This window comes from Streptomyces sp. GS7, assembly GCF_009834125.1.
GTDB lineage: Bacteria > Actinomycetota > Actinomycetes > Streptomycetales > Streptomycetaceae > Streptomyces.
This window is the reverse complement of sequence record NZ_CP047146.1, coordinates 8475815-8494413: the sequence shown is the minus strand read 5'-3', so window position 1 is coordinate 8494413 and position 18599 is coordinate 8475815. Positions and strand designations below refer to the sequence as shown.

18 protein-coding genes are annotated in these 18599 nt (G+C 73.3%); 11 read left to right on the top strand and 7 right to left on the bottom strand.

Annotated features, from left to right (window positions below; genetic code table 11):
* Positions 1 to 106: 106 nt before the first annotated feature.
* Together GR130_RS36910 and GR130_RS36905 are read right to left on the bottom strand one after the other, a co-directional pair.
* The gene (locus GR130_RS36910) at positions 107 to 712 is read right to left on the bottom strand and encodes a SigE family RNA polymerase sigma factor (RefSeq protein ID WP_443043789.1); all 606 of its coding nucleotides are present in this window, start codon (positions 710 to 712) and stop codon (positions 107 to 109) included.
* Positions 713 to 1105: 393 nt separating this feature from the next.
* On the bottom strand, positions 1106 to 2065 hold the full coding sequence (locus tag GR130_RS36905) for an A/G-specific adenine glycosylase (protein WP_159508724.1): 960 nt from the start codon (positions 2063 to 2065) through the stop codon (positions 1106 to 1108).
* Positions 2066 to 2222: 157 nt separating this feature from the next.
* Between GR130_RS36905 and GR130_RS36900 the strand changes: the two genes are divergently transcribed.
* The 3 genes from GR130_RS36900 (at position 2223) to GR130_RS36890 (ending at position 5191) form a co-directional block, all read left to right on the top strand.
* Positions 2223 to 2726, top strand: coding sequence for a pyridoxamine 5'-phosphate oxidase family protein (locus GR130_RS36900; RefSeq protein WP_159508723.1), 504 nt, complete (start codon positions 2223 to 2225; stop codon positions 2724 to 2726).
* Positions 2727 to 3173: 447 nt separating this feature from the next.
* On the top strand, positions 3174 to 4028 hold the full coding sequence (locus tag GR130_RS36895) for a hypothetical protein (RefSeq protein WP_159508722.1): 855 nt from the start codon (positions 3174 to 3176) through the stop codon (positions 4026 to 4028).
* Positions 4029 to 4204: 176 nt separating this feature from the next.
* Positions 4205 to 5191 carry an NAD-dependent epimerase/dehydratase family protein gene (locus GR130_RS36890; protein ID WP_159508721.1) on the top strand — a complete coding sequence of 329 codons (987 nt, stop codon included), beginning with the start codon at positions 4205 to 4207 and terminating at the stop codon, positions 5189 to 5191.
* Between the two features lie 113 nt (positions 5192 to 5304).
* Here GR130_RS36890 and disA read toward each other — a convergent pair whose 3' ends face one another.
* Together disA and radA are read right to left on the bottom strand one after the other, a co-directional pair.
* On the bottom strand, positions 5305 to 6429 hold the full coding sequence (gene disA / locus GR130_RS36885; RefSeq protein ID WP_159508720.1) for a DNA integrity scanning diadenylate cyclase DisA: 1125 nt from the start codon (positions 6427 to 6429) through the stop codon (positions 5305 to 5307).
* Positions 6430 to 6562: 133 nt separating this feature from the next.
* Positions 6563 to 7975 (bottom strand): DNA repair protein RadA, encoded by a 1413-nt coding sequence (gene radA / locus GR130_RS36880; protein ID WP_159508719.1) that lies wholly within the window; start codon positions 7973 to 7975, stop codon positions 6563 to 6565.
* 198 nt (positions 7976 to 8173) lie between these two features.
* On the opposite strand from radA, the gene GR130_RS36875 reads away from it, so the two are divergent.
* Positions 8174 to 10003 (top strand): RNA polymerase sigma factor, encoded by a 1830-nt coding sequence (locus GR130_RS36875; protein ID WP_159508718.1) that lies wholly within the window; start codon positions 8174 to 8176, stop codon positions 10001 to 10003.
* Between the two features lie 21 nt (positions 10004 to 10024).
* Here GR130_RS36875 and GR130_RS36870 read toward each other — a convergent pair whose 3' ends face one another.
* Positions 10025 to 10900: a hypothetical protein gene (locus GR130_RS36870; protein WP_159508717.1), complete on the bottom strand. Its 876-nt coding sequence runs from the start codon at positions 10898 to 10900 to the stop codon at positions 10025 to 10027.
* 57 nt (positions 10901 to 10957) lie between these two features.
* Between GR130_RS36870 and GR130_RS36865 the strand changes: the two genes are divergently transcribed.
* The 5 genes from GR130_RS36865 to GR130_RS36845 all read left to right on the top strand — a co-directional run bounded on the left by GR130_RS36865 (position 10958) and on the right by GR130_RS36845 (position 16895).
* A complete protein-coding gene (locus GR130_RS36865; RefSeq protein ID WP_159508716.1) occupies positions 10958 to 11890 on the top strand; it encodes a Ppx/GppA phosphatase family protein in 933 nt (310 codons plus the stop codon).
* A gap of 313 nt (positions 11891 to 12203) precedes the next feature.
* Positions 12204 to 13016 carry a sugar phosphate isomerase/epimerase family protein gene (locus tag GR130_RS36860; RefSeq protein WP_159510466.1) on the top strand — a complete coding sequence of 271 codons (813 nt, stop codon included), beginning with the start codon at positions 12204 to 12206 and terminating at the stop codon, positions 13014 to 13016.
* Positions 13013 to 13756, top strand: a complete 744-nt coding sequence (locus GR130_RS36855; protein WP_159508715.1) for a TetR/AcrR family transcriptional regulator — start codon at positions 13013 to 13015, stop codon at positions 13754 to 13756. Before GR130_RS36860 ends, GR130_RS36855 begins: the two co-directional genes overlap by 4 nt.
* Positions 13757 to 13952: 196 nt before the next feature.
* Positions 13953 to 15803: a dihydroxy-acid dehydratase gene (gene ilvD / locus GR130_RS36850; RefSeq protein ID WP_159508714.1), complete on the top strand. Its 1851-nt coding sequence runs from the start codon at positions 13953 to 13955 to the stop codon at positions 15801 to 15803.
* A gap of 192 nt (positions 15804 to 15995) precedes the next feature.
* Complete coding sequence (locus GR130_RS36845) at positions 15996 to 16895, top strand: S1 family peptidase (protein WP_236573827.1); 900 nt, start codon at positions 15996 to 15998, stop codon at positions 16893 to 16895.
* A gap of 43 nt (positions 16896 to 16938) precedes the next feature.
* On the opposite strand, the gene GR130_RS36840 is transcribed toward GR130_RS36845, so the two are convergent.
* Both GR130_RS36840 and GR130_RS36835 read right to left on the bottom strand, forming a co-directional pair.
* Positions 16939 to 17145 (bottom strand): DUF397 domain-containing protein, encoded by a 207-nt coding sequence (locus GR130_RS36840; protein WP_159508713.1) that lies wholly within the window; start codon positions 17143 to 17145, stop codon positions 16939 to 16941.
* Positions 17127 to 17969, bottom strand: coding sequence for a helix-turn-helix domain-containing protein (locus tag GR130_RS36835; protein WP_159508712.1), 843 nt, complete (start codon positions 17967 to 17969; stop codon positions 17127 to 17129). The genes GR130_RS36840 and GR130_RS36835 overlap by 19 nt, the downstream gene beginning before the upstream one ends.
* Positions 17970 to 18137: 168 nt before the next feature.
* Here GR130_RS36835 and GR130_RS36830 point away from each other — a divergent pair, with 168 nt between their 5' ends.
* A complete protein-coding gene (locus tag GR130_RS36830) occupies positions 18138 to 18350 on the top strand; it encodes a hypothetical protein (protein ID WP_159508711.1) in 213 nt (70 codons plus the stop codon).
* The gene (locus tag GR130_RS36825; protein WP_159508710.1) at positions 18347 to 18577 is read left to right on the top strand and encodes a hypothetical protein; all 231 of its coding nucleotides are present in this window, start codon (positions 18347 to 18349) and stop codon (positions 18575 to 18577) included. Before GR130_RS36830 ends, GR130_RS36825 begins: the two co-directional genes overlap by 4 nt.
* Positions 18578 to 18599 lie beyond the last annotated feature (22 nt).

Here is an 18599-nt window from a genome sequence, read left to right as displayed (position 1 = left end):
GTTCTGCCGCCGCGGTGCGGTGCCCGCGCCGCGGCCGTGCTGCCGGTGCTGCCGGCGGGTGCGGCGAGTGTGCCGCCGAGGGGTGTGATCCGTGTGACGCCGCCGGTCAGGCCGCGCACCGCTCCCGCTCCCGGTTCCCGCGCTCCAGCATCCGTGCGTCTATGTCGCGGCTCTCCAGCTCCTGGCGGAGGCGGGCCAGCGCCCGGTGGAGGGTGCTCTTGACCGTGCCGGTGGACATGCCCAGCGCGGCGGCGGTCTCCTCGGTGCTCATCTGCTCCCAGTGCCGCAGCACGACGACGCTGCGCTGCTTGGGGGCCAGCACGCCGAGGATGTCCATCAGCAGGGCGCGGTCGGCGCGCTGCTCGGTGCCGTCGTCGACGCTCGCGTCCGGGAGCTGCTCGGTGGGCACCTCCTCCAGCTTGCGGGCGCGCCACCACTCGGTGCGGGTGTTGATCATGACGCGGCGGAGGTAGGCGTCCGCCAGCGACTTGTCCGCGATGCCGTCCCAGCGGCCGTACGTACGCACCAGGGCCGTCTGGAGCAGGTCCTGGGCGTCGACGGGGTCCGGCACCAGGCGTCGGGCGCTGCGCAGCAGTGCCTCCTGCCGAGTCCGTACGTACTCCTCGAAGTCCAGTACCTTGCCGCCGCTGGTCGCCATTCCGACGCCTCCGATCCGCTTGCGTTTCCCCACGTTGACCGTGCCGGTGGTCATCTCCAGCACGGGAATGACGCTACGGAGAGGGTGTTGCGGCGTAATGTGCGTCGGCCCTACAGGGAGTGCACGGAAAACACTCGGTTGTGTAACAGCCCGCCGGGGGTCATACCTCGGACGGACGGGGCCGCTGCCCGGGTCATACTCCCGGCGGACGGAGGGCCCGGCTCCAGGGGGACGAAAGTCCTGCGGCCCGGAAATAGCGCCGAGTTGGGCGGTATTTATTCCCATTTGCCCGAGATTGTGATGGCGCTATGGCGGCGTTATGCCGGGTTAATGCGCATACGGAAATGCGCGCGGGCGCGGCCGCCGAAGCGGCCACGCCCGTATAGATGCGGAATTCGGTCTCCGCGTTACATGAACGAGGGACGGATTCCGGAGGAGTGGTGTCCGTTACGCGTGCGGCAGCCGGTAGCGCCCGCCGGACAGCGGCTCCACCAGACCGTCCGAGACGAGTCCGTCCAGCGCGCGGGCCCGCTGCACCGGCTCGTCCCACACCGCGTCCAGCATCACCTGCGGCACCGGCGTGACGGCCTCGCGCAGGACGGCCAGCAGCTTGCCGCGCACCTGGCGGTCGGTACCGGCGTAGGTCTGGGCGCGGCGCGGCGGGCCGTCGTGGGCCGGCGACCCGGCCTGCTGCCAGGCGCACCGCGCGGCGATCGGGCAGCGGTGGCACTCGGGGCTGCGCGCGGTGCACACCAGCGCACCCAGCTCCATCGTGGCCGCCGCCCACCGGGACGCGAGCCCCTCGTCCTCGGGGAGCAGCGCGCGGGCCAGCTTGCGCTCGGCGGCGGTGGTGGCGTTCGGCGGGTACTGCCGGCCGGTGACCGCGCGGGCGAAGACCCGCCGCACGTTGGTGTCCAGCACCGCGTGCCGCTGCCCGTACGCGAAGGAGGCGACGGCCGCCGCGGTGTACTCGCCGACGCCGGGCAGCGCCAGCAGCTGGGCGTGCTCCCGGGGGACGTCGCCGCCGTGGCGCTCCTGTATGGCGGAGGCCGCGGCGTGCAGGCGCAGGGCGCGCCGCGGATAGCCGAGCCGGCCCCAGGCGCGTACCGCCTCGCCGGGCGCCTCGGCGGCGAGGTCGGCGGGCCGTGGCCAGCGGGCCAGCCACTGCTCGTACACCGGCAGCACACGGCTGACCGGGGTCTGCTGGAGCATGAACTCGCTCACCATCACGCCCCAGGCGCCCGCTTCGGGGCGGCGCCAGGGCAGGTCGCGGGCATGCTCGGCGAACCAGTCGGTGACGGGGCCGTGCAGGCCGGTCCCATCCGCGGCCTCCGCGGCCGATACGGCGGCGGAGGCGGTGTCGGCGGCGGCGGTCATGAGCGTGGGGATGGCAGGCGTCGAAGTCATGGCACCGTCGATCCTGGCACGCCCGCGCGCCCCCGGGAAACGCACCGGCCCCGCCCCGCCGCACGCCCACCCACACGCAGGAAGGGGGCGGGGGGCTACCGCGGGTATGTGCCGGGCCGGTGCGCGCGGGGCGGCGGGGGCGTACGAGGATGCCGGTATGGAGGAGACGCACGGTGGGGAAGGTGCCGGCGGCACGGGCGGTGCGGGCGCTCCCGCGGCGATCCGGGCGGCGCTGGAGGGGCACACGACGGTGACGCTGGCGTACGCGGACGAGGACGGGCCGCAGGCGTGCGCGGTGCTGTACGCGGCGGGGACGGCGGCGGACGGGGCGCCCGCGCTGTACTTCGTCACGGCGGAGACCACGCGGCACGGCCGGGCCCTGGGGCGGCCCGGCGCCCGGGTGGCGTTCACGGTGCAGCGGGACGGCCAGGAGTGGAGCGCGCTGACCGGGCTGCAGGGGCGGGGCGGGTGCCGCCCGCTGAGCGGGGCCGAGCGGGCCGCCGGGTGGCGCGTCTACACCGACCGCTTCCCGTTCGTCGAGGGGAGCGAGCGGCTGCGCGCGGCCCTGGAGCGGACCGCGCTGTGGGAGCTGCGCCCGGACTGGCTGCGGCTGATCGACAACGGGCGGGGCTTCGGTCACAAGGAGGAGTGGCAGGCGTAGCCGGTCCCTGGGGGAGGGGCGGGCGCCGGGCGCGGTGCGAGCGGGGTCCGGTGGCGGCGCGAGCGGTGGCCCGACGGAGGTGCCGGTGGCGGTCGGGGTGCGGATCCGGCCAGGTGTCCGGTGTGCGAGATCGGTGGTGTCGAGCGGGGGGGGGGCGGCGGCGTCGGTGATCTACGGGGGGACGGAATCGCGTCCGGTGGACTAATTCTGACGCTATGTCAGATATCGCAGACATGGCCGAGAGTGTGCGGAGACGGGTGCGGGTGCACCTGTCGAACGTGAAGGCGGGGCGGCGGGGCGGCCGGTGGCGCGGTGGCCGCGGGGGGCGCGACCGCGGGGGCGCGCGGCGATGTAAGGGGCGCCCTGCGGACCGATGATGTGAAAAGTTGCAGTCCGATGCGGCGGGTACTGGCCGGTGCGGGTACGGATCTCTCGTAGAGTTTCCGCGTGGGATCACTGCGCAATCCGATCGGGCCGCTTCCGTCCTCCATCTACTGGCGGCGGAGGGCCGTTGCGCTGGCCGTCGTCGTGCTGCTGGTCGCGCTGGTCGTGTGGGTCCTCACCATGGGCGGCGGCGACACCACCACCGCCAACGAGGGCAAGGGCGCGAAGGGAACGGGCCCCGCGGCGTCCATCACGCCGGGGCCGGCGCCCACCGGACCCGCGATCAGCCAGAAGCCCGGCGGGCGCGATGTGTCGGGCTCCGGGGGGAGTTCGGGTGGGGACTCCGGTTCCGGTGACGGGTCCGCCGGGGGCGGGTCCGGGGCGGACGGCAAGGGCGGCGCGTCCGGCGGTGGTGCCGGCGGCGGCTCCGGTTCGGGCGGTTCGGGCTCCGGTTCCGGCTGGGCGCCGATCGGCGAGGGCACCGGCAGCAACGCCGTGGCGGCGGGGCCCACCGTCCCCAACTGCACGTCCGGCGCGGTGAAGTTGACCGTGCACAGCACCGAGGACTCCTACGCGCCCGACGACCGGCCGAAGTTCGAGCTGACGATGGAGAACTCCGGTGACGCGGCCTGCAAGGTGGACCTCGGACGCAAGGCGGCGCTGCTGACCATCAGCGACAGCTCGGGCGGCGACCGGGTGTGGTCCTCCGGCGACTGCCCGTCGACCGGCGGCCCGGCCTGGCTCCAGGTGCCGGCCGGCGGTTCGGTGACCCGTACCGTCGCATGGGACCGCCGGGCCAGCGGCCCGCAGTGCGCGACGCCGAGCGCGGCGGCGGTGCCGGCCGGCACGTATCTCATCGAGGCGAAGGTGCCGGGGCTGACCGCGGCCCGGACGTCGTTCGACCTGGCGAAGGACTGACCCGAGGACTGCCCGGCGGGGCGAAGGACCGACCGGCGGCGCACCCGCCGCACGGCCCCCTGCCCTCGCTCCCCCGCGGCCCGGAACTCCGCGCTCCGCAAGTTCCGCCCGTAGGGAATCTGCTCAGAGCGTGCGGTGCTGGTACCGGCCGCGCCCGCTGCGGCACAGTCGCCGTCATGAAGCTACTGATACTGGGCGGTACGGAGTTCGTGGGCCGGGCGGTCACCGAGGCGGCGCTGGCGCGGGGTTGGCAGGTCACGGTGTTCCACCGCGGGCGGCATACGGCGCCGGACGGGGCCGCGGTGCTGCACGGCGACCGGACGGCACAGGGCGGGCTCGCCGCCCTCAAGGACGGCGGGTGGGACGCCGTCGTCGACACCTGGAGCGGGGCGCCCGCGGCGGTGCGGGACTCCGCCCGGCTGCTGGCCGACCGGGTCGGGCGGTACGCGTACGTCTCCACCGGCTCGGTGTACGCCTATCCGCCCACCTGCCGGATCAGCGAGCGGGCCCCGCTGGTCGACGGCTCGCCCGACGCCACCGACGCCGACGACTACGCCGCGGCCAAGCGGGGCGCCGAGGTGGCCGCGACCGACGCCTTCGGGGACCGGGCGCTGCTGGTCCGCGCCGGGCTGATCCTCGGCCCGTACGAGAACATCGGGCGGCTTCCGTGGTGGCTGGGCCGGATCGCCCGCGGCGGGCCGGTGCTCGCCCCGGGGCCGCGCGAGCTGCCCCTCCAGTACATCGACGCCCGCGACCTCGCGGAGTGGACCCTGGACGCCGTACGGGACGGGCGGGGCGGCCCGTACAACCTGGTGAGCGAGTCCGGGCACACGACGATGGGGGAGCTGCTGGAGAGCTGTGTGCGGGTCACCGGCTCCGCGGCCGAACTGTGCTGGACCGCGCCGGAGGACGTCCTCGCGGCGGGCATCGAGCCCTGGACGGAGCTGCCGGTCTGGCTGCCGCCGGGGCAGCTCCACGACGTGATGCACGGCGGTGACGTCGCCAAGGCGCTGGCGGCGGGGCTGCGGTGCCGGCCGGTGGTGGAGACGGTGGCCGACACCTGGGAGTGGCTGCGGAGCATCGGCGGGGTCGCGCCGCACCGCCCGGACCGGCCGGTGCCGGGCCTGCCGGCGGAGAAGGAGGCGGCGGTGCTGGGCCGCTGAGGGCCGGGGCCCGCAGACACCCCTACGGCCCGTGGAGGCGGCACCTCCCACGGGCCGTACGGGCGCTGTGACGGGTCCTGGGGCCCGTCCGACGGGTCACGGCCGGAAAGGCCCTAGACGTACCGTTCCAGGATCGACGACTCCGCCAGCCGGGACAGGCCCTCGCGGACCGAGCGGGCGCGGGTCTCGCCGACGCCGTCGACCGCCTGGAGGTCGTCGACGCTGGCGGCGAGGAGCTTCTGGAGGCCGCCGAAGTGATCGACGAGGCGGTCGATGACCGTGCCGGGGAGCCGGGGGACCTTCGCCAGCAGGCGGAAGCCGCGCGGGGAGACCGCGGAGTCCAGCGTCTCGGGGGCGCCGCTGTAGCCCAACGCGCGGGCCACTATGGGGAGTTCGAGCAGCTCGGGGTGGCTGAGCGCGTCCAGGTCGGCCAGCGCCTCGGCGACCGTGCGGGAGCGCTTGGCGGTGGGCTCGGGGACGTAGTCGCGGGCGACCAGCTCGCGCTCCGGCTCCACACCGGCGATCAGCTCCTCCAGCTGGAGGGCCAGCAGGCGGCCGTCGGTGCCCAGTTCGACGACGTACTCGGCGATCTCGGTGGCGATCCGGCGGACCATCTCCAGGCGCTGGGCGACGGCGCTGACGTCGCGGACCGTGACCAGGTCCTCGATCTCCAGGGCGGAGAGGGTGCCGGCGACCTCGTCGAGGCGGAGCTTGTAGCGCTCCAGGGTGGCCAGCGCCTGGTTGGCGCGGGAGAGGATCGCGGCGGACTCCTCCAGGACGCGCCGCTCACCGTCCACGTAGAGCGCGATCAGCCGCATGGACTGGCTGACCGAGACCACCGGGAAGTTCGTCTGGATGGAGACCCGCTGGGCGGTGCGGTGGCGGGTGCCGGTCTCCTCGGTGGGGATGGAGGCGTCCGGGACCAGCTGGACGCCGGCGCGGAGGATCTTGGTGATGTCCTTGTCGAGGACCAGCGCGCCGTCGAGCTTGCACAGCTCGCGCAGGCGGGTGGCGCTGAACTCGACGTCCAGCGCGAAACCGCCGGTGCACATGGACTCGACGGTCTTGTCGAAGCCGAGGACGATCAGGCCGCCCGTGTTGCCCCGGAGGATGCGCTCCAGGCCGTCCCGCAGGGCCGTACCGGGCGCGACGGCGCTCAGCGAGGCGCGCATCAGGCTCTCGGTGCCGGAGCTCCCTCCGGACCTGCCGGGAGACGATGCCCGGTCGTTGGCTGCCACTGCACTCCTCCGTCGCAAGGATCTGTCGGTCCGCAGGCCGCCCGGCCGCTGCCGCGGTGCGTACAAACGAGGGTATCTGGGAGCTACGCAGCCGGCGGTGAGACGGTGGTGACGGGCGAGACCGGGGCAAAGTCTACCGGCGCGCGTCCTCCTCCCGCGGGGCCTCCCGGCGCACCCGCTTGGGCAGCACGGACAGCGCCTGACCGACGTCGGCGACCTCCAGGACCCGCATGCCGGCGGGGATCTTGCCCGGATCCGCCGGGACCAGGGCGTGCGTGAAGCCGAGCCGGGCGGCCTCCGAGAGGCGGCGCTGGACGCCGGTGACCCGCCGCACCTCGCCGGCCAGGCCGACCTCGCCGATGGCGACCAGGTTCTTCGGCAGCGGGGTGTCGCTGGCGGCGCTGGCCAGGGCGAGCGCCACGGCGAGGTCGGCGGCCGGCTCGGAGAGCTTCACGCCGCCGACCGTCGCGCTGTAGATGTCGCGCTTGCCCAGGGCGCTGATCCGGCCGCGCTGCTCCAGGACGGCGAGCATCATCGAGACCCGGGAGGTCTCCAGGCCGGAGGTGGTCCGCCGCGGGGAGGGGATCTGCGAGTCGACGGTCAGCGCCTGGACCTCGGCGACCAGCGGGCGGCGGCCCTCCAGGGTGACCGTCAGGCACGTCCCGGGCACCGGCTCGTCGCGGCGGGTCAGGAAGAGGCCGGAGGGGTCGGCGAGCCCGGTGATGCCCTCGTCGTGCAGCTCGAAGCAGCCGACCTCGTCGGTCGTGCCGTAGCGGTTCTTGACGCCGCGGACGAGGCGGAGCCGGGCGTGCCGGTCGCCCTCGAAATGCAGCACGACGTCGACCAGGTGCTCCAGGAGGCGGGGGCCGGCGATGGCGCCGTCCTTGGTGACGTGGCCGACCAGGAGCGTCGACATGCCGCGCTCCTTGGAGGCCCGGATCAGGGCGCCGGCGACCTCGCGGACCTGGGCCATCCCGCCGGGGGCGCCGTCGATCTCGGGGGAGGCGACAGTCTGCACGGAGTCCAGGACGAGCAGCGAGGGCTTGACCGTGTCCAGATGGCCGAGGACGGCGGAGAGGTCGGTCTCGGCGGCCAGATAGAGGTCCTCGTCGAGGGCCCCGATGCGGTCGGCGCGCAGCCGGACCTGGCTCGCGGACTCCTCGCCGGTCACATAGAGCGTGCGGTGGCTGCCGGAGGCGGCCTTGGCGGCGACGTCCAGCAGGAGCGTGGACTTGCCGACACCGGGTTCACCGGCCAGCAGCACCACCGCGCCCGGGACCAGCCCGCCGCCCAGGACGCGGTCCAGCTCGGGCACGCCGGTGGAGCGGGCGGCGGCCTGCCTGCCGTCGACCTGGCCGATGGGCAGCGCGGCGGTGGTGACCCGGCCGGGGGCGGTGGTGCGCACCGCGGGGGCGCCGCCGAACTCCTCGACCGTGCCCCACGCCTGGCACTCCGGGCAGCGGCCGAGCCACTTCGCGGTGGTCCAGCCGCACTCCTTGCAGCGATACGACGGGCGCTCCTTGGCCGACGATTTGCGAGTTGCCATGACGCAACCGTAGCGGCGGGGTGTGACAGCGGGCGGGGTCGGCGGCAGTTGCGCCGACCGGGCGGCGTGCGCCGAGCGCGCTCGGGGGCCGAATAGCAGATTTGTGTCCCCTTTTGAGGGAGATGGTCACCCGTACGGGTTAAAACCGGTCTCGCCAAGCGAGACCGGCTGCATCATCCGCCTACCGTCGCCGGGGTGATGAGCAGCAGGCCCGAGCACCCTACGCACACCACCGGCGCACACCGGTCGCGCGGCCCGGCGCCGCGCCGACCCGACGAACAGGACCGCGGGATCCGCCGGAACCGCGACACACAGCGGCGGCACGAGGCCCGCCAGGACCGCTACGAGCCGTATCTGGACGGGCTGTTCACCTACTGCCTGTCCGTGCTGTGCGAGCACGACGCGGCCACCGCGGTGCTCGGCGAGGCGCTGGCGCTCGCCGAGCGGCAGCACGGTCGGTGCCCCGGCGACGCCGGCCTCTACGGCCCCTGGCTCTACGCCCTCGCCCGCTGGGCGTGCCTGCGCCGGCTCGCCGAGGCCGGCCAGGAACCCGCGGCCCCGCCCGGCGAGGGGCCGGAGCAGGAGCAGGAGCGCCGGCGGGAACTGGCCGTGCTGGCCTGGCCGGAGGCCGCCGGGACCACGCCCGAGCAGCGCGAGGCGCTGGAGCTCTCGGTGCGCCACCGGCTGTCGCCCGACGAGGTCGCCGCGGTGCTCGGCGCCGAACCGGCCGCCACCCGCGCGCTGCTGGCCGCCGCGTCCTGCGAGGTCGAGCGGACCCGGGCGGCGCTGGCCGTCGTCGAGTTCGGGCGATGTCCGGACGTGGGCCGACTGGCCGGGGACAGCCAGATGCTGCTGGGCGCGGCGCTCCGCCGGGAGCTGGTGCGCCATGTCGACGACTGCGCCGAGTGCCGGCGGACCGCCGAGCGGGCCACCGCCGCCGGGCCCTGGCCGGGCACCGCGCCCGCCGACCAGGGCGCGCTGCCGCTGGTCGGCGCTGAGCACGAGGCGGTGTTCGCGGCGCTGGCGGCGGCCCTGAAGTCCCGGTCGGGACGGGCGGAGGGGGTGCCGGGCGCGACCGCGGCGGCGGCCGGCGGCCGGCACGGTGGAGCAAACGGTTCTCCTCGCTACGGCCGCAACGGATTCCCGGTAGGCCCCACGGACCGGGTCGCGCGGCGCCGCCGACTGCGCAGCCGGGCGCTGACCACCACGGTCGTGGCGACGGTGCTGGCGGCGCCGGTGCTCGCTCTGTGGGCGGCCTACCGCGGCGCCCCGGAGACCGGCGAGACGGACGCCACGACGGTGGCGGCCAACGGCACGGAGGCCGATCCGGACGCCGCCGCCCGGTTCGACGGCCGCCGCTACGAGAACGCCGGCAACGCCCGTCCCACGACCCCGCGGCGCGGTATGACGGCCGGCGACTGGACGCCCGACGTGTCCGTCGAGGTGGCGGGCCCGGACAGCGGCCCGACGCCGCCGGCCGACCGGGAGGAGCGGGGGCCGGGGCGGCTGACCGTCGACGCGCAGCCCGCCGCCGGGACGACGGTCATCACGATCCGGGCCTCGGGCCGCTCGCCGGTGCGCTGGCGGGCGGCGGCGGCAGCGCCCTGGCTCCAGATGAGCCATACGGCGGGGGAGCTGCAGCCGGGCCAGACCACGAAGATCACGGTGTACGTCGACCACGACCGGGAGCCCGAGGGGCACTGGAAGTCCAAGATCGCCATCGAGCCGGGCGGCACCGTCGTCGCGCTGGAGGGCCGTGGGGTGACCGAGCCCGCTCCGGGGCCGGGCCGCCCCTCGCCCGGCGGCCCCACCCCGGCACCGCCGCATCCGGCGCCGGGCCCCGGCCGTCCCACTCCGACGCAGCAGCCGGCGCCGTCCCCGACGCCGACGTATCCGGGACCGACGGCGAACCCGACCGCGCGGCCGACCCAGGATGCGACCGGGCGTCCGACCACGCAGGCGGGCGGGCCCGGCCCCTCGGCGCCGGGTGGGCCCGTCCCTTCGCACACCCCCCGCCCGCCCCGCTGAGCCGGCGCCGCGGCGGAACGGCTAGCCCTTGGAGGGCTTGGCGTCCCGCCGCGGCTTCGGGTCGGCCGGGTGCGGCGCCATCGGCAGCGTCGCGGCCAGCCGCTCCTCGCACAGCTCGGCGAGCTTGGCGTACCCCTTCTTGCCCATCAGCTCGGTGAGTTCGGGCTTGTAGGTGACGTAGACCGGATCGCCCGCGCCGTGCGCCGACGTCGCGGACGTGCACCACCAGTGCAGGTCGTGGCCGCCGGGGCCCCAGCCGCGGCGGTCGTACTCGCCGATCGTCACCTGGAGGATCTGGGTGTCGTCCGGCCGGTCGATCCACTCGTACGTCCGCCGGACCGGCAGCTGCCAGCACACGTCGGGCTTGGTCTCCAGGGGCTCGCGGCCCTCGCGGAGCGCGAGGATGTGCAGCGAGCAGCCGGCGCCCGCCGCGAAGCCGGGGCGGTTCTGGAAGATGCAGGAGCCCTGCCAGCGCCGGGTCTGCCGCTCGCCGTCCTCGTCCTCCTCGGTCCATCCGGTGCTGGTGCCCACGTCGTGGAACTGCCACAGCTCGGGCGTGAGCCGCGCCGCGTGCTTCGCGACCCGCTGCTCGTCCTCCTCGTCGGAGAAGTGCGCGCCGAGGGTGCAGCACCCGTCGTCCGCGCGGCCCGCCTGGATGCCCTGGCAGCCGCTGCCGAAGATGCAGGTCCAGCGGGAGGTGAGCCAGGTCAGGTCGCAGCGGAACAGCTGCTCGTCGTCGCCGGGGTCGGGGAAGGTGACCCAGGCGCGGGCGAAGTCGAGGCCGACCTCGTCGGCCGGTGCCCCGCCGCCGGAGCGCGCCGCCGCAGCCGCCTGCGCGCGTCGCTTTTCTTCCTTTTTCAGGGCCTTTTGGTGCTTCGCCTGTTTCGTCTTTGCCACGGGTCCAGCGTAAGGCGGGCCGCAAGTGTCCCCCGCCACGGCAGTAGGTTTCACCTCATGAGACTCGGTGTTCTCGACGTGGGTTCGAATACGGTCCATCTCCTGGTGGTGGACGCGCACCCGGGCGCGCGCCCGCTGCCCGCCTACTCGCACAAGGCGGAACTCCGCCTTGCCGAGCTGCTCGACGCCGACGGCGCCATAAGTGACGCCGGTGTGCACCGCCTGGCGGCCACCATCCGCGAGGCGATGCAGGTCGCCGAGGACAAGGGCGTCGAGGACGTGCTCCCGTTCGCCACCTCCGCGATCCGCGAGGCCGCCAACGGGGAGGACGTGCTCCGGCACGTCACCGAGGAGACCGGGGTCGACCTCCAGGTGCTCTCCGGCGAGGACGAGGCCCGGCTCACCTTCCTGGCGGCCCGCCGCTGGCTGGGCTGGTCGGCGGGCCGGCTGCTGGTCCTGGACATCGGCGGCGGCTCGCTGGAGATCGCGTACGGCCTGGACGAGGACCCGGACGTCGCGGTGTCGCTGCCGCTCGGCGCGGGCCGGCTGACCGCCGGCGACCTGCCCGGCGACCCGCCGGACCCGGAGGCCGTCCGGGCGCTGCGCCGCCGGGTGCGCGCCGAGATCGCCCGCGTGGTGAGCGACTTCAGCCGGTACGGGACCCCGGACCAGGTCGTCGGGACGTCCAAGACCTTCAAGCAGCTGGCCCGGATCGCGGGCGCGGCGCGGACCGCGGAGGGGCTCTACACCCAGCGGGAGCTGACCCGTAAGAGTCTGGAGGAGTGGGTGCCGCGGCTGGCCGGCATGTCCACGCGGGAGCGGTCCGGGCTGCCCGGGGTGTCCGAGGGGCGCGCCCGGCAGCTGCTGGCCGGGGCGCTGGTGGCCGAGGCGGGGCTGGACCTGTTCGGCGTGGAGGCGCTGGAGATCTGCCCGTGGGCGCTGCGCGAGGGCGTCATCCTGCGGCGGCTGGACCATCTGCCGGAGCGCTAGGACCCGCGCCCCGGGTACGCAGGCGGGGCGCGGCCGGTGCCATACGGACGGAGGGGCGGTCTCCGTACGGCGGGAGAGCCGGCGCCTCTACGGCGGCGGTGGGAGGGCCGTCTCCCCGGCCGCGCGGCGTCGCGTTCCGGCCGTTCCCGCCGAGTGCGGCGGAGATCACACCGTGCGCCGCGGGACGGCCGCGCCACACCGGTAGCCCCCGTCCCACCTGCCCCGGCAGTGCCCCGTCGGCCTGCCGTGGCGGCCCGGACCTCCTGCCCCGCGGCAGGCCCCGGCCCGTACCCTGTCCCTCGTGACAGAGCCTGTGGTGCGCATTCCCGATGCGAAGGTCGCGCTGTCCACGGCTTCGGTCTATCCGGAGTCGACGGCGACGGCCTTCGAGATCGCCGCGCGCCTGGGCTACGACGGCGTCGAGGTCATGGTCTGGACCGACCCGGTCAGCCAGGACATAGAGGCGCTGCGCCGGCTCTCGGACTACCACGGGGTACCGGTGCTGGCGGTGCACGCGCCCTGCCTGCTGATCACCCAGCGGGTGTGGTCCACCGACCCCTGGGTCAAGCTCCAGCGGGCCCGGCAGGCCGCGGAGAAGCTGGGCGCCTCCACGGTGGTGGTGCACCCGCCGTTCCGTTGGCAGCGCAACTACGCCCGGGAGTTCGTCCGCGGCGTCTGGCGGATGGCGAGCGAGACCGACGTCCGGTTCGCCGTGGAGAACATGTACCCCTGGCGCTACCGCGACCGCGAGATGCTGGCGTACGCCCCGGACTGGGACCCCACCAACGACGACTACCGGCACTTCACCGTCGACCTCTCGCACACCGCCACCGCGCGCCATGACGCGCTGGAGATGGCGGCGCGGATGGGCGACCGGCTGGCCCACGTCCACCTCGCGGACGGCAACGGCTCCGCCAAGGACGAGCACCTGGTGCCGGGGCGCGGCAGCCAGCCGTGCGCGGAGCTGCTGGAGCGGCTGGCCGCCAACGGCTTCGACGGCCATGTCGTCGTCGAGGTCAACACCCGCCGGGCGATGTCCGCCGCCGAACGCGAGGCCGACCTCGCCGAGGCGCTGGCCTTCACGCGGCTGCACCTGGCGTCGCCGACCTGGGTGCCGGGCAAGTGAGCGGTCCCGGGCGGACGCACCACTCCGGTGGTTCCGGACAGGCGAGCAGTTCAGGGCGGCCGGGCGGGGACACCTCAGACGCCACGGACACCGCACACGCCACGGACACCGCTCACACCGCCGACACCGCCCCGCGCCGCCGCCGGGGCCGGGGCCGGCCGGCCCGTACCGAGGCGGCCGAGGGGCCCGGCACCCGGGAGCAGATCCTCGCCGCGGCCCGTACGGAGTTCGCCGAGCGCGGCTACGACAAGACCTCGGTCCGCGGCATCGGCAAGGCGGCCGGGGTGGACGCGGCGCTGGTGCACCACTACTTCGGAACCAAGGAGCAGGTCTTCGCGGCGGCCATCGAGCTGTCCTTCGCGCCCGCGCTGACCATGCCGGACGCCCTCGCGGGCGGCGACGAGGCGGGCGTGGGCGAGCGGATGGCCCGCTTCATGTTCGGCGTCTGGGAGAACCCGGTCAGCCGGCCGCCGCTGCTGGCCATCATGCGCTCGGCGCTGACCAACGACACCGCGGCGGCGGTGCTGCGCGGGCTGGTCGAACGCCGGCTGCTCCACCGGGTGGCGGGCGAACTGCACGTCCCCGACCCGGAGTTCAGGGTCCAGCTGGCGGCGAGCCATCTCATCGGCATCGCCATGCTGCGGTACCTGGTCAAGATGGAGCCGATGGCGTCCGCGGACCTGGAGGAGATCGTGGCGATGGTCGCCCCGACGCTCCAGCGGTACCTGACCCAGTCGTAGGGCGGACGGGGCGTACGCCCCGCGGCCGGGCGCCCACACCGCCGCCGTCCGCACTCCGGTCGGGCATCTCACATCCCGGAGTCGGTGTCCGGATCTTGGATCAAGAGCGTAATCTCGGGATCAGCTGCTGTATGGCGCCACTGCTGTACGTACGTATCCCGACGTGCGTATCCCGAATCCCGAGGGAGTGACCATCGTGCCCGAGCTGAGGTCCCGCACCGTTACCCATGGCCGCAACATGGCGGGCGCCCGCGCCCTTATGCGGGCCTCGGGCGTAGCGAGCGAGGACATCGGTAAGCCGATCGTCGCGGTCGCCAACTCCTTCACGGAGTTCGTGCCCGGCCACACCCACCTCGCCCCCGTCGGCCGGATCGTCTCCGACGCCATCCGGGCCGCGGGCGCCGTCCCCCGCGAGTTCAACACCATCGCGGTCGACGACGGCATCGCGATGGGCCACGGCGGCATGCTGTACTCCCTCCCCTCCCGCGACCTGATCGCGGACTCGGTGGAGTACATGGTCGAGGCACACTGCGCCGACGCGCTGATCTGCATCTCCAACTGCGACAAGATCACCCCGGGCATGCTGATGGCCGCGATGCGCCTGAACATCCCGGTGGTCTTCGTCTCCGGCGGCCCGATGGAGGCCGGACAGGCCACCCTGGTCGACGGCACGGTCCGCAAGCTCGACCTGATCAACGCCATCGTCGACTCGGTCAACGACAGCGTCTCCGACGAGGACGTCCTCCGCATCGAGGAGAACGCCTGCCCCACCTGCGGTTCCTGTTCCGGCATGTTCACCGCCAACTCGATGAACTGCCTGACCGAGGCCATCGGCCTGTCCCTCCCCGGCAACGGCTCGGTCCTGGCCACCCACACCGCCCGCCGCGCGCTCTACGAGAACGCCGGCCGCACGGTCGTCGAGATCACCAAGCGCTACTACGAGGACGGCGACGAGTCCGTCCTCCCGCGCAACATCGCCACCCGCGCCGCCTTCGAGAACGCCATGGCCCTCGACATCGCCATGGGCGGCTCGACCAACACGATCCTGCACCTCCTGGCCGCCGCCCAGGAGGCCGGCCTGGACTACGACCTCAAGGACATCGACGCGGTCTCCCGCCGCGTCCCGTGCCTGGCCAAGGTCGCCCCGAACGTCGCCCCCGGCGGCACGTACTACATGGAGGACGTGCACCGCGCCGGCGGCATCCCCGCCATCCTCGGCGAGCTGTACCGCGGCGGCATGCTCGACGAGGACGTCCACTCGGTCCACTCCGCCACCCTCGCCGAGTGGCTCAAGACCTGGGACGTGCGCGGGGGTTCGCCGTCCGCCGAGGCCGTCGAGCTGTGGCACGCGGCCCCCGGCTGCAAGCGCTCGGCCACCGCCTTCTCGCAGTCCGAGCGCTGGGAGACGCTGGACGTGGACGCCGCCGGCGGCTGCATCCGCTCCACCGAACACGCCTACTCCAAGGACGGCGGCCTGGCCGTCCTCAAGGGCAACATCGCGGCCGACGGCTGCGTGGTGAAGACCGCCGGCGTCGACGAGTCCATCTGGACCTTCGAGGGCCCCGCGGTGGTCTGCGAGTCCCAGGACGAGGCCGTCGACAAGATCCTCACCAAGCAGATCAAAGAGGGCGACGTCGTCGTCATCCGCTACGAGGGCCCCAAGGGCGGCCCCGGCATGCAGGAGATGCTCTACCCGACGTCGTTCCTCAAGGGCCGCGGCCTGGGCAAGGCGTGCGCCCTGGTCACCGACGGCCGCTTCTCCGGCGGTACGTCCGGCCTCTCCATCGGCCACGCCTCGCCCGAGGCGGCCTCCGGTGGCACGATCGCCCTCGTCGAGGACGGCGACCGCATCCGTATCGACATCCCCAACCGCTCGATCGAACTCCTCGTCAGCGACGAGGAGTTGGCCACCCGCCGCGAGGCCCTCGGCGGCGTCTACGCCCCGAAGAACCGCGACCGCAAGGTCTCGGCCGCCCTGCGCGCGTACGCCGCCATGGCGACCAGCGCGGACAAGGGCGCGGTGCGGGACGTGAGCCGGCTGGGCTGATCCCTGGGCCATGAGCCCAGGGCCGTGCCCCATGTCGTAAGGGCCCCGTCCGCCGCGAGTTGTGACTCCCATGACTTCCGGCGGGCGGGGCCCTTCGCGCCGCAGTACATGCATCACGCCGATTACATCGGTCTTTCATGCCGGTCGTTCAGGATGGCGCCGGGCCATCCACCGGCAAGAAGGGAACGACACGTGATCGGGAAGACCAAGAAGACCGGGAAGCTCAGGGCATTACCGGGCCTCGTCGCGGCCCTGGCGCTTACCGGCTCCCTCGGCGCCGCCGCGGCCAGCGCACACGCCGACGCGCCCTCCGGCCATGCTCAGCAGACCAAACGCGTGTACAACGGCATGCAGATCGCGTTCCCCCCGAACTCGACCGACCTCTTCTGCACCATCGGGGCCGTGGGAACCGACGACCACCAGCGCAAGATAGCCATCTCGGCCGGCCACTGCATCCGCGACAAGTCCGGGAAGTACGCCGACCACGAGATCCCGGACAACATCATCCCGGTCGTCGACCGCAACGACACGAAGTACGGCCCGATCGGCTACGTCCGCTACTTCAAGGACCCCGAGGGTTCGCAGACTGGCCATGCCACCAAGGACTACATGGTCATCGAGCTGCTGCCGCAGGTGACGCTCTCCTCGCAGGGGCCGTACCTCAAGCAGACCGGAGTGCTGAAGTACCCCAAGGGGCCGGTCAGTCCGAACGCCATGAAGCCCGCGCTCGACACCGAGCGCCTGCTGACGACCGGCAACAACGAGATCATCACGTCGGGGCAGACGGGTGTCTGGTACGGCACCGTCATGAACAACGACAACGGCATCTACCGGGCACCGGCCGTGAACAAGCCCGGCGACTCGGGCGGCCCGGTCATCTGGCACGTGCCGGGAACCGATCTCCCGTCCCAGGCCAACAAGTTCCAGGCGGCCGGCCCCTGGGCCGGCATCACCAAGGCGATCACCCTCCAGTTGCCGCCCTTCAACTACACCAGCTCGGCGAACATCCTGGCCGACCTGCGCACCCGCGAGGCCGCCGACGCCAAGCACGACATCCACGGCGCGGGCTTCGAGGTGACCCCGAACCCGTAGTGCCCGTAACGCCCCAAGGAGCCCCCCATGAGCCCCACGATTCCTACGGGAGTGGGAGCGCCTTGACGCCGGCGACGAAGGCTCCCCAGGCCGCCGCCTCGAAGACGAGCGCGGGGCCCTGGGGGTCCTTGCTGTCACGGACGGGGACGAGGGCGGGGACGTTGTCGGCGATCTCGATGCACTGGCCGCCGTCCGGATTGCTGTAGCTGGACTTGCGCCAGGTGACAGTGCTCAGGTCGATGGATCGCACGGCACTTCCTCCAACATCCGGATGATGAACTTCCGCGATTCGACCGGGCTCAGTGCCAGGTCACGCATCGCATCGTACGCGCGTAGCAGAGTCTCAACCGAGTTGGATTCTTCGATGAGTTCGCCGTGGTGTGCGTTCTCGGTGTAGGCCGCGACGCTGCCATCGGGCAGCCGCAGGAACATCACGTCGGTGCTCACCAAGCCGTGCGGGCCTGAGGCGTAGGGAAGGACCTGCAACGTCACGTTCCGACGTTCAGCCGCCTCAAGCAGGTCCTGGAGCTGGTTCCGCCATTCTCCGCTGTCAGCCAACGTCATACGCAGCACGGCTTCGGAAAGGATGGTGCGGAACGTTGGAGCGTCTTCGTCCGCCAGCAGCTCACGGCGGCTTATGCGCGCTTCGACTTGCTGCGTCAGCTCCGGGTCCTTGGTACCGCTCGCCGCAAGCACCTCGCGCGCGTACCCCGGTGTCTGGAGCAGGCCCGGGAGGATGCTGACGGCGTAGTGCCAGAGGCTCACCGCCTCCTGTTCCAGCGTCATGTAACGCCGGTACCGTTCCTTGAACTGCGTCGGGTCTCCGACTGCCAACTCCCAGAGCGTCAGCAGCAGTCCAGGCGTCCCGTAGTGCTGATCCAGCGCCTCGGCGACCTCCGGGCCGCCGATCGTCTGCCCGTTCTCCAACTTGCCGAACAGGGACGGGTCCCAGCCCAGTGCCTGGCCGAGCTGCCGCAGGCTCTCCCCACGCTGCCTGCGCCGCAATCTCAACTCCTCCGCGAACCGTAGGCGCGGCTCCTGGCTTCGACCGGTGACGACCCTTCTCGGCGGCACGACGACCTCCTGTGCGGAAGGTGTTGAACTAATGGACTCAGGGCGCAGAAGTACGGCCCGCAAACGGCGCTCGCGCCCACTTCCGCAGCCATTCTTGTAACGGCCGGAACACCCACCGTAGTCACGTTCCGGCGCGTCAGGCAGGCAAACGGCAGAAGGAGCACCCCCATGACGAAGGAGCGGGCCGCGGACGCGGAAGCGGCGCTCGACGAGTTGGCCGACGCGCTGAAGCGGAACGGCATCGTGCTGCCGTCGCTCGGCCTCGACCTGGTGACGTACAGCGGCCAACAGGCGCTTCCGCTCGTCGAGTTGGGGCGCTGCAACCCGCAGACCGCGCGGAAGCTGGCCGCCGCCATGAGGGAAGGGGGCGCGCGGCCGTGAGTGCGTACGTCCCCGCGAAGGGCGAGATCGTACGGGACATCCTGCGGGACCGGGTCGGGCGCGTGATGGACCGCGAGGGGGACTGCTTCCAGCTCCGTCCGCTCGGCGGCGGCGTGGAGTGGGACGCGGACCCGAAGGGCCTCGCACCCGTCCCGGTGTCCGTCGCGCTGAGCGGCGATGTCGCGCACCTCAACCGGCACAGTGCTGTGCGAGCAGCGAGGAACTGACCGGGCCGTACCCGAGCGCCGC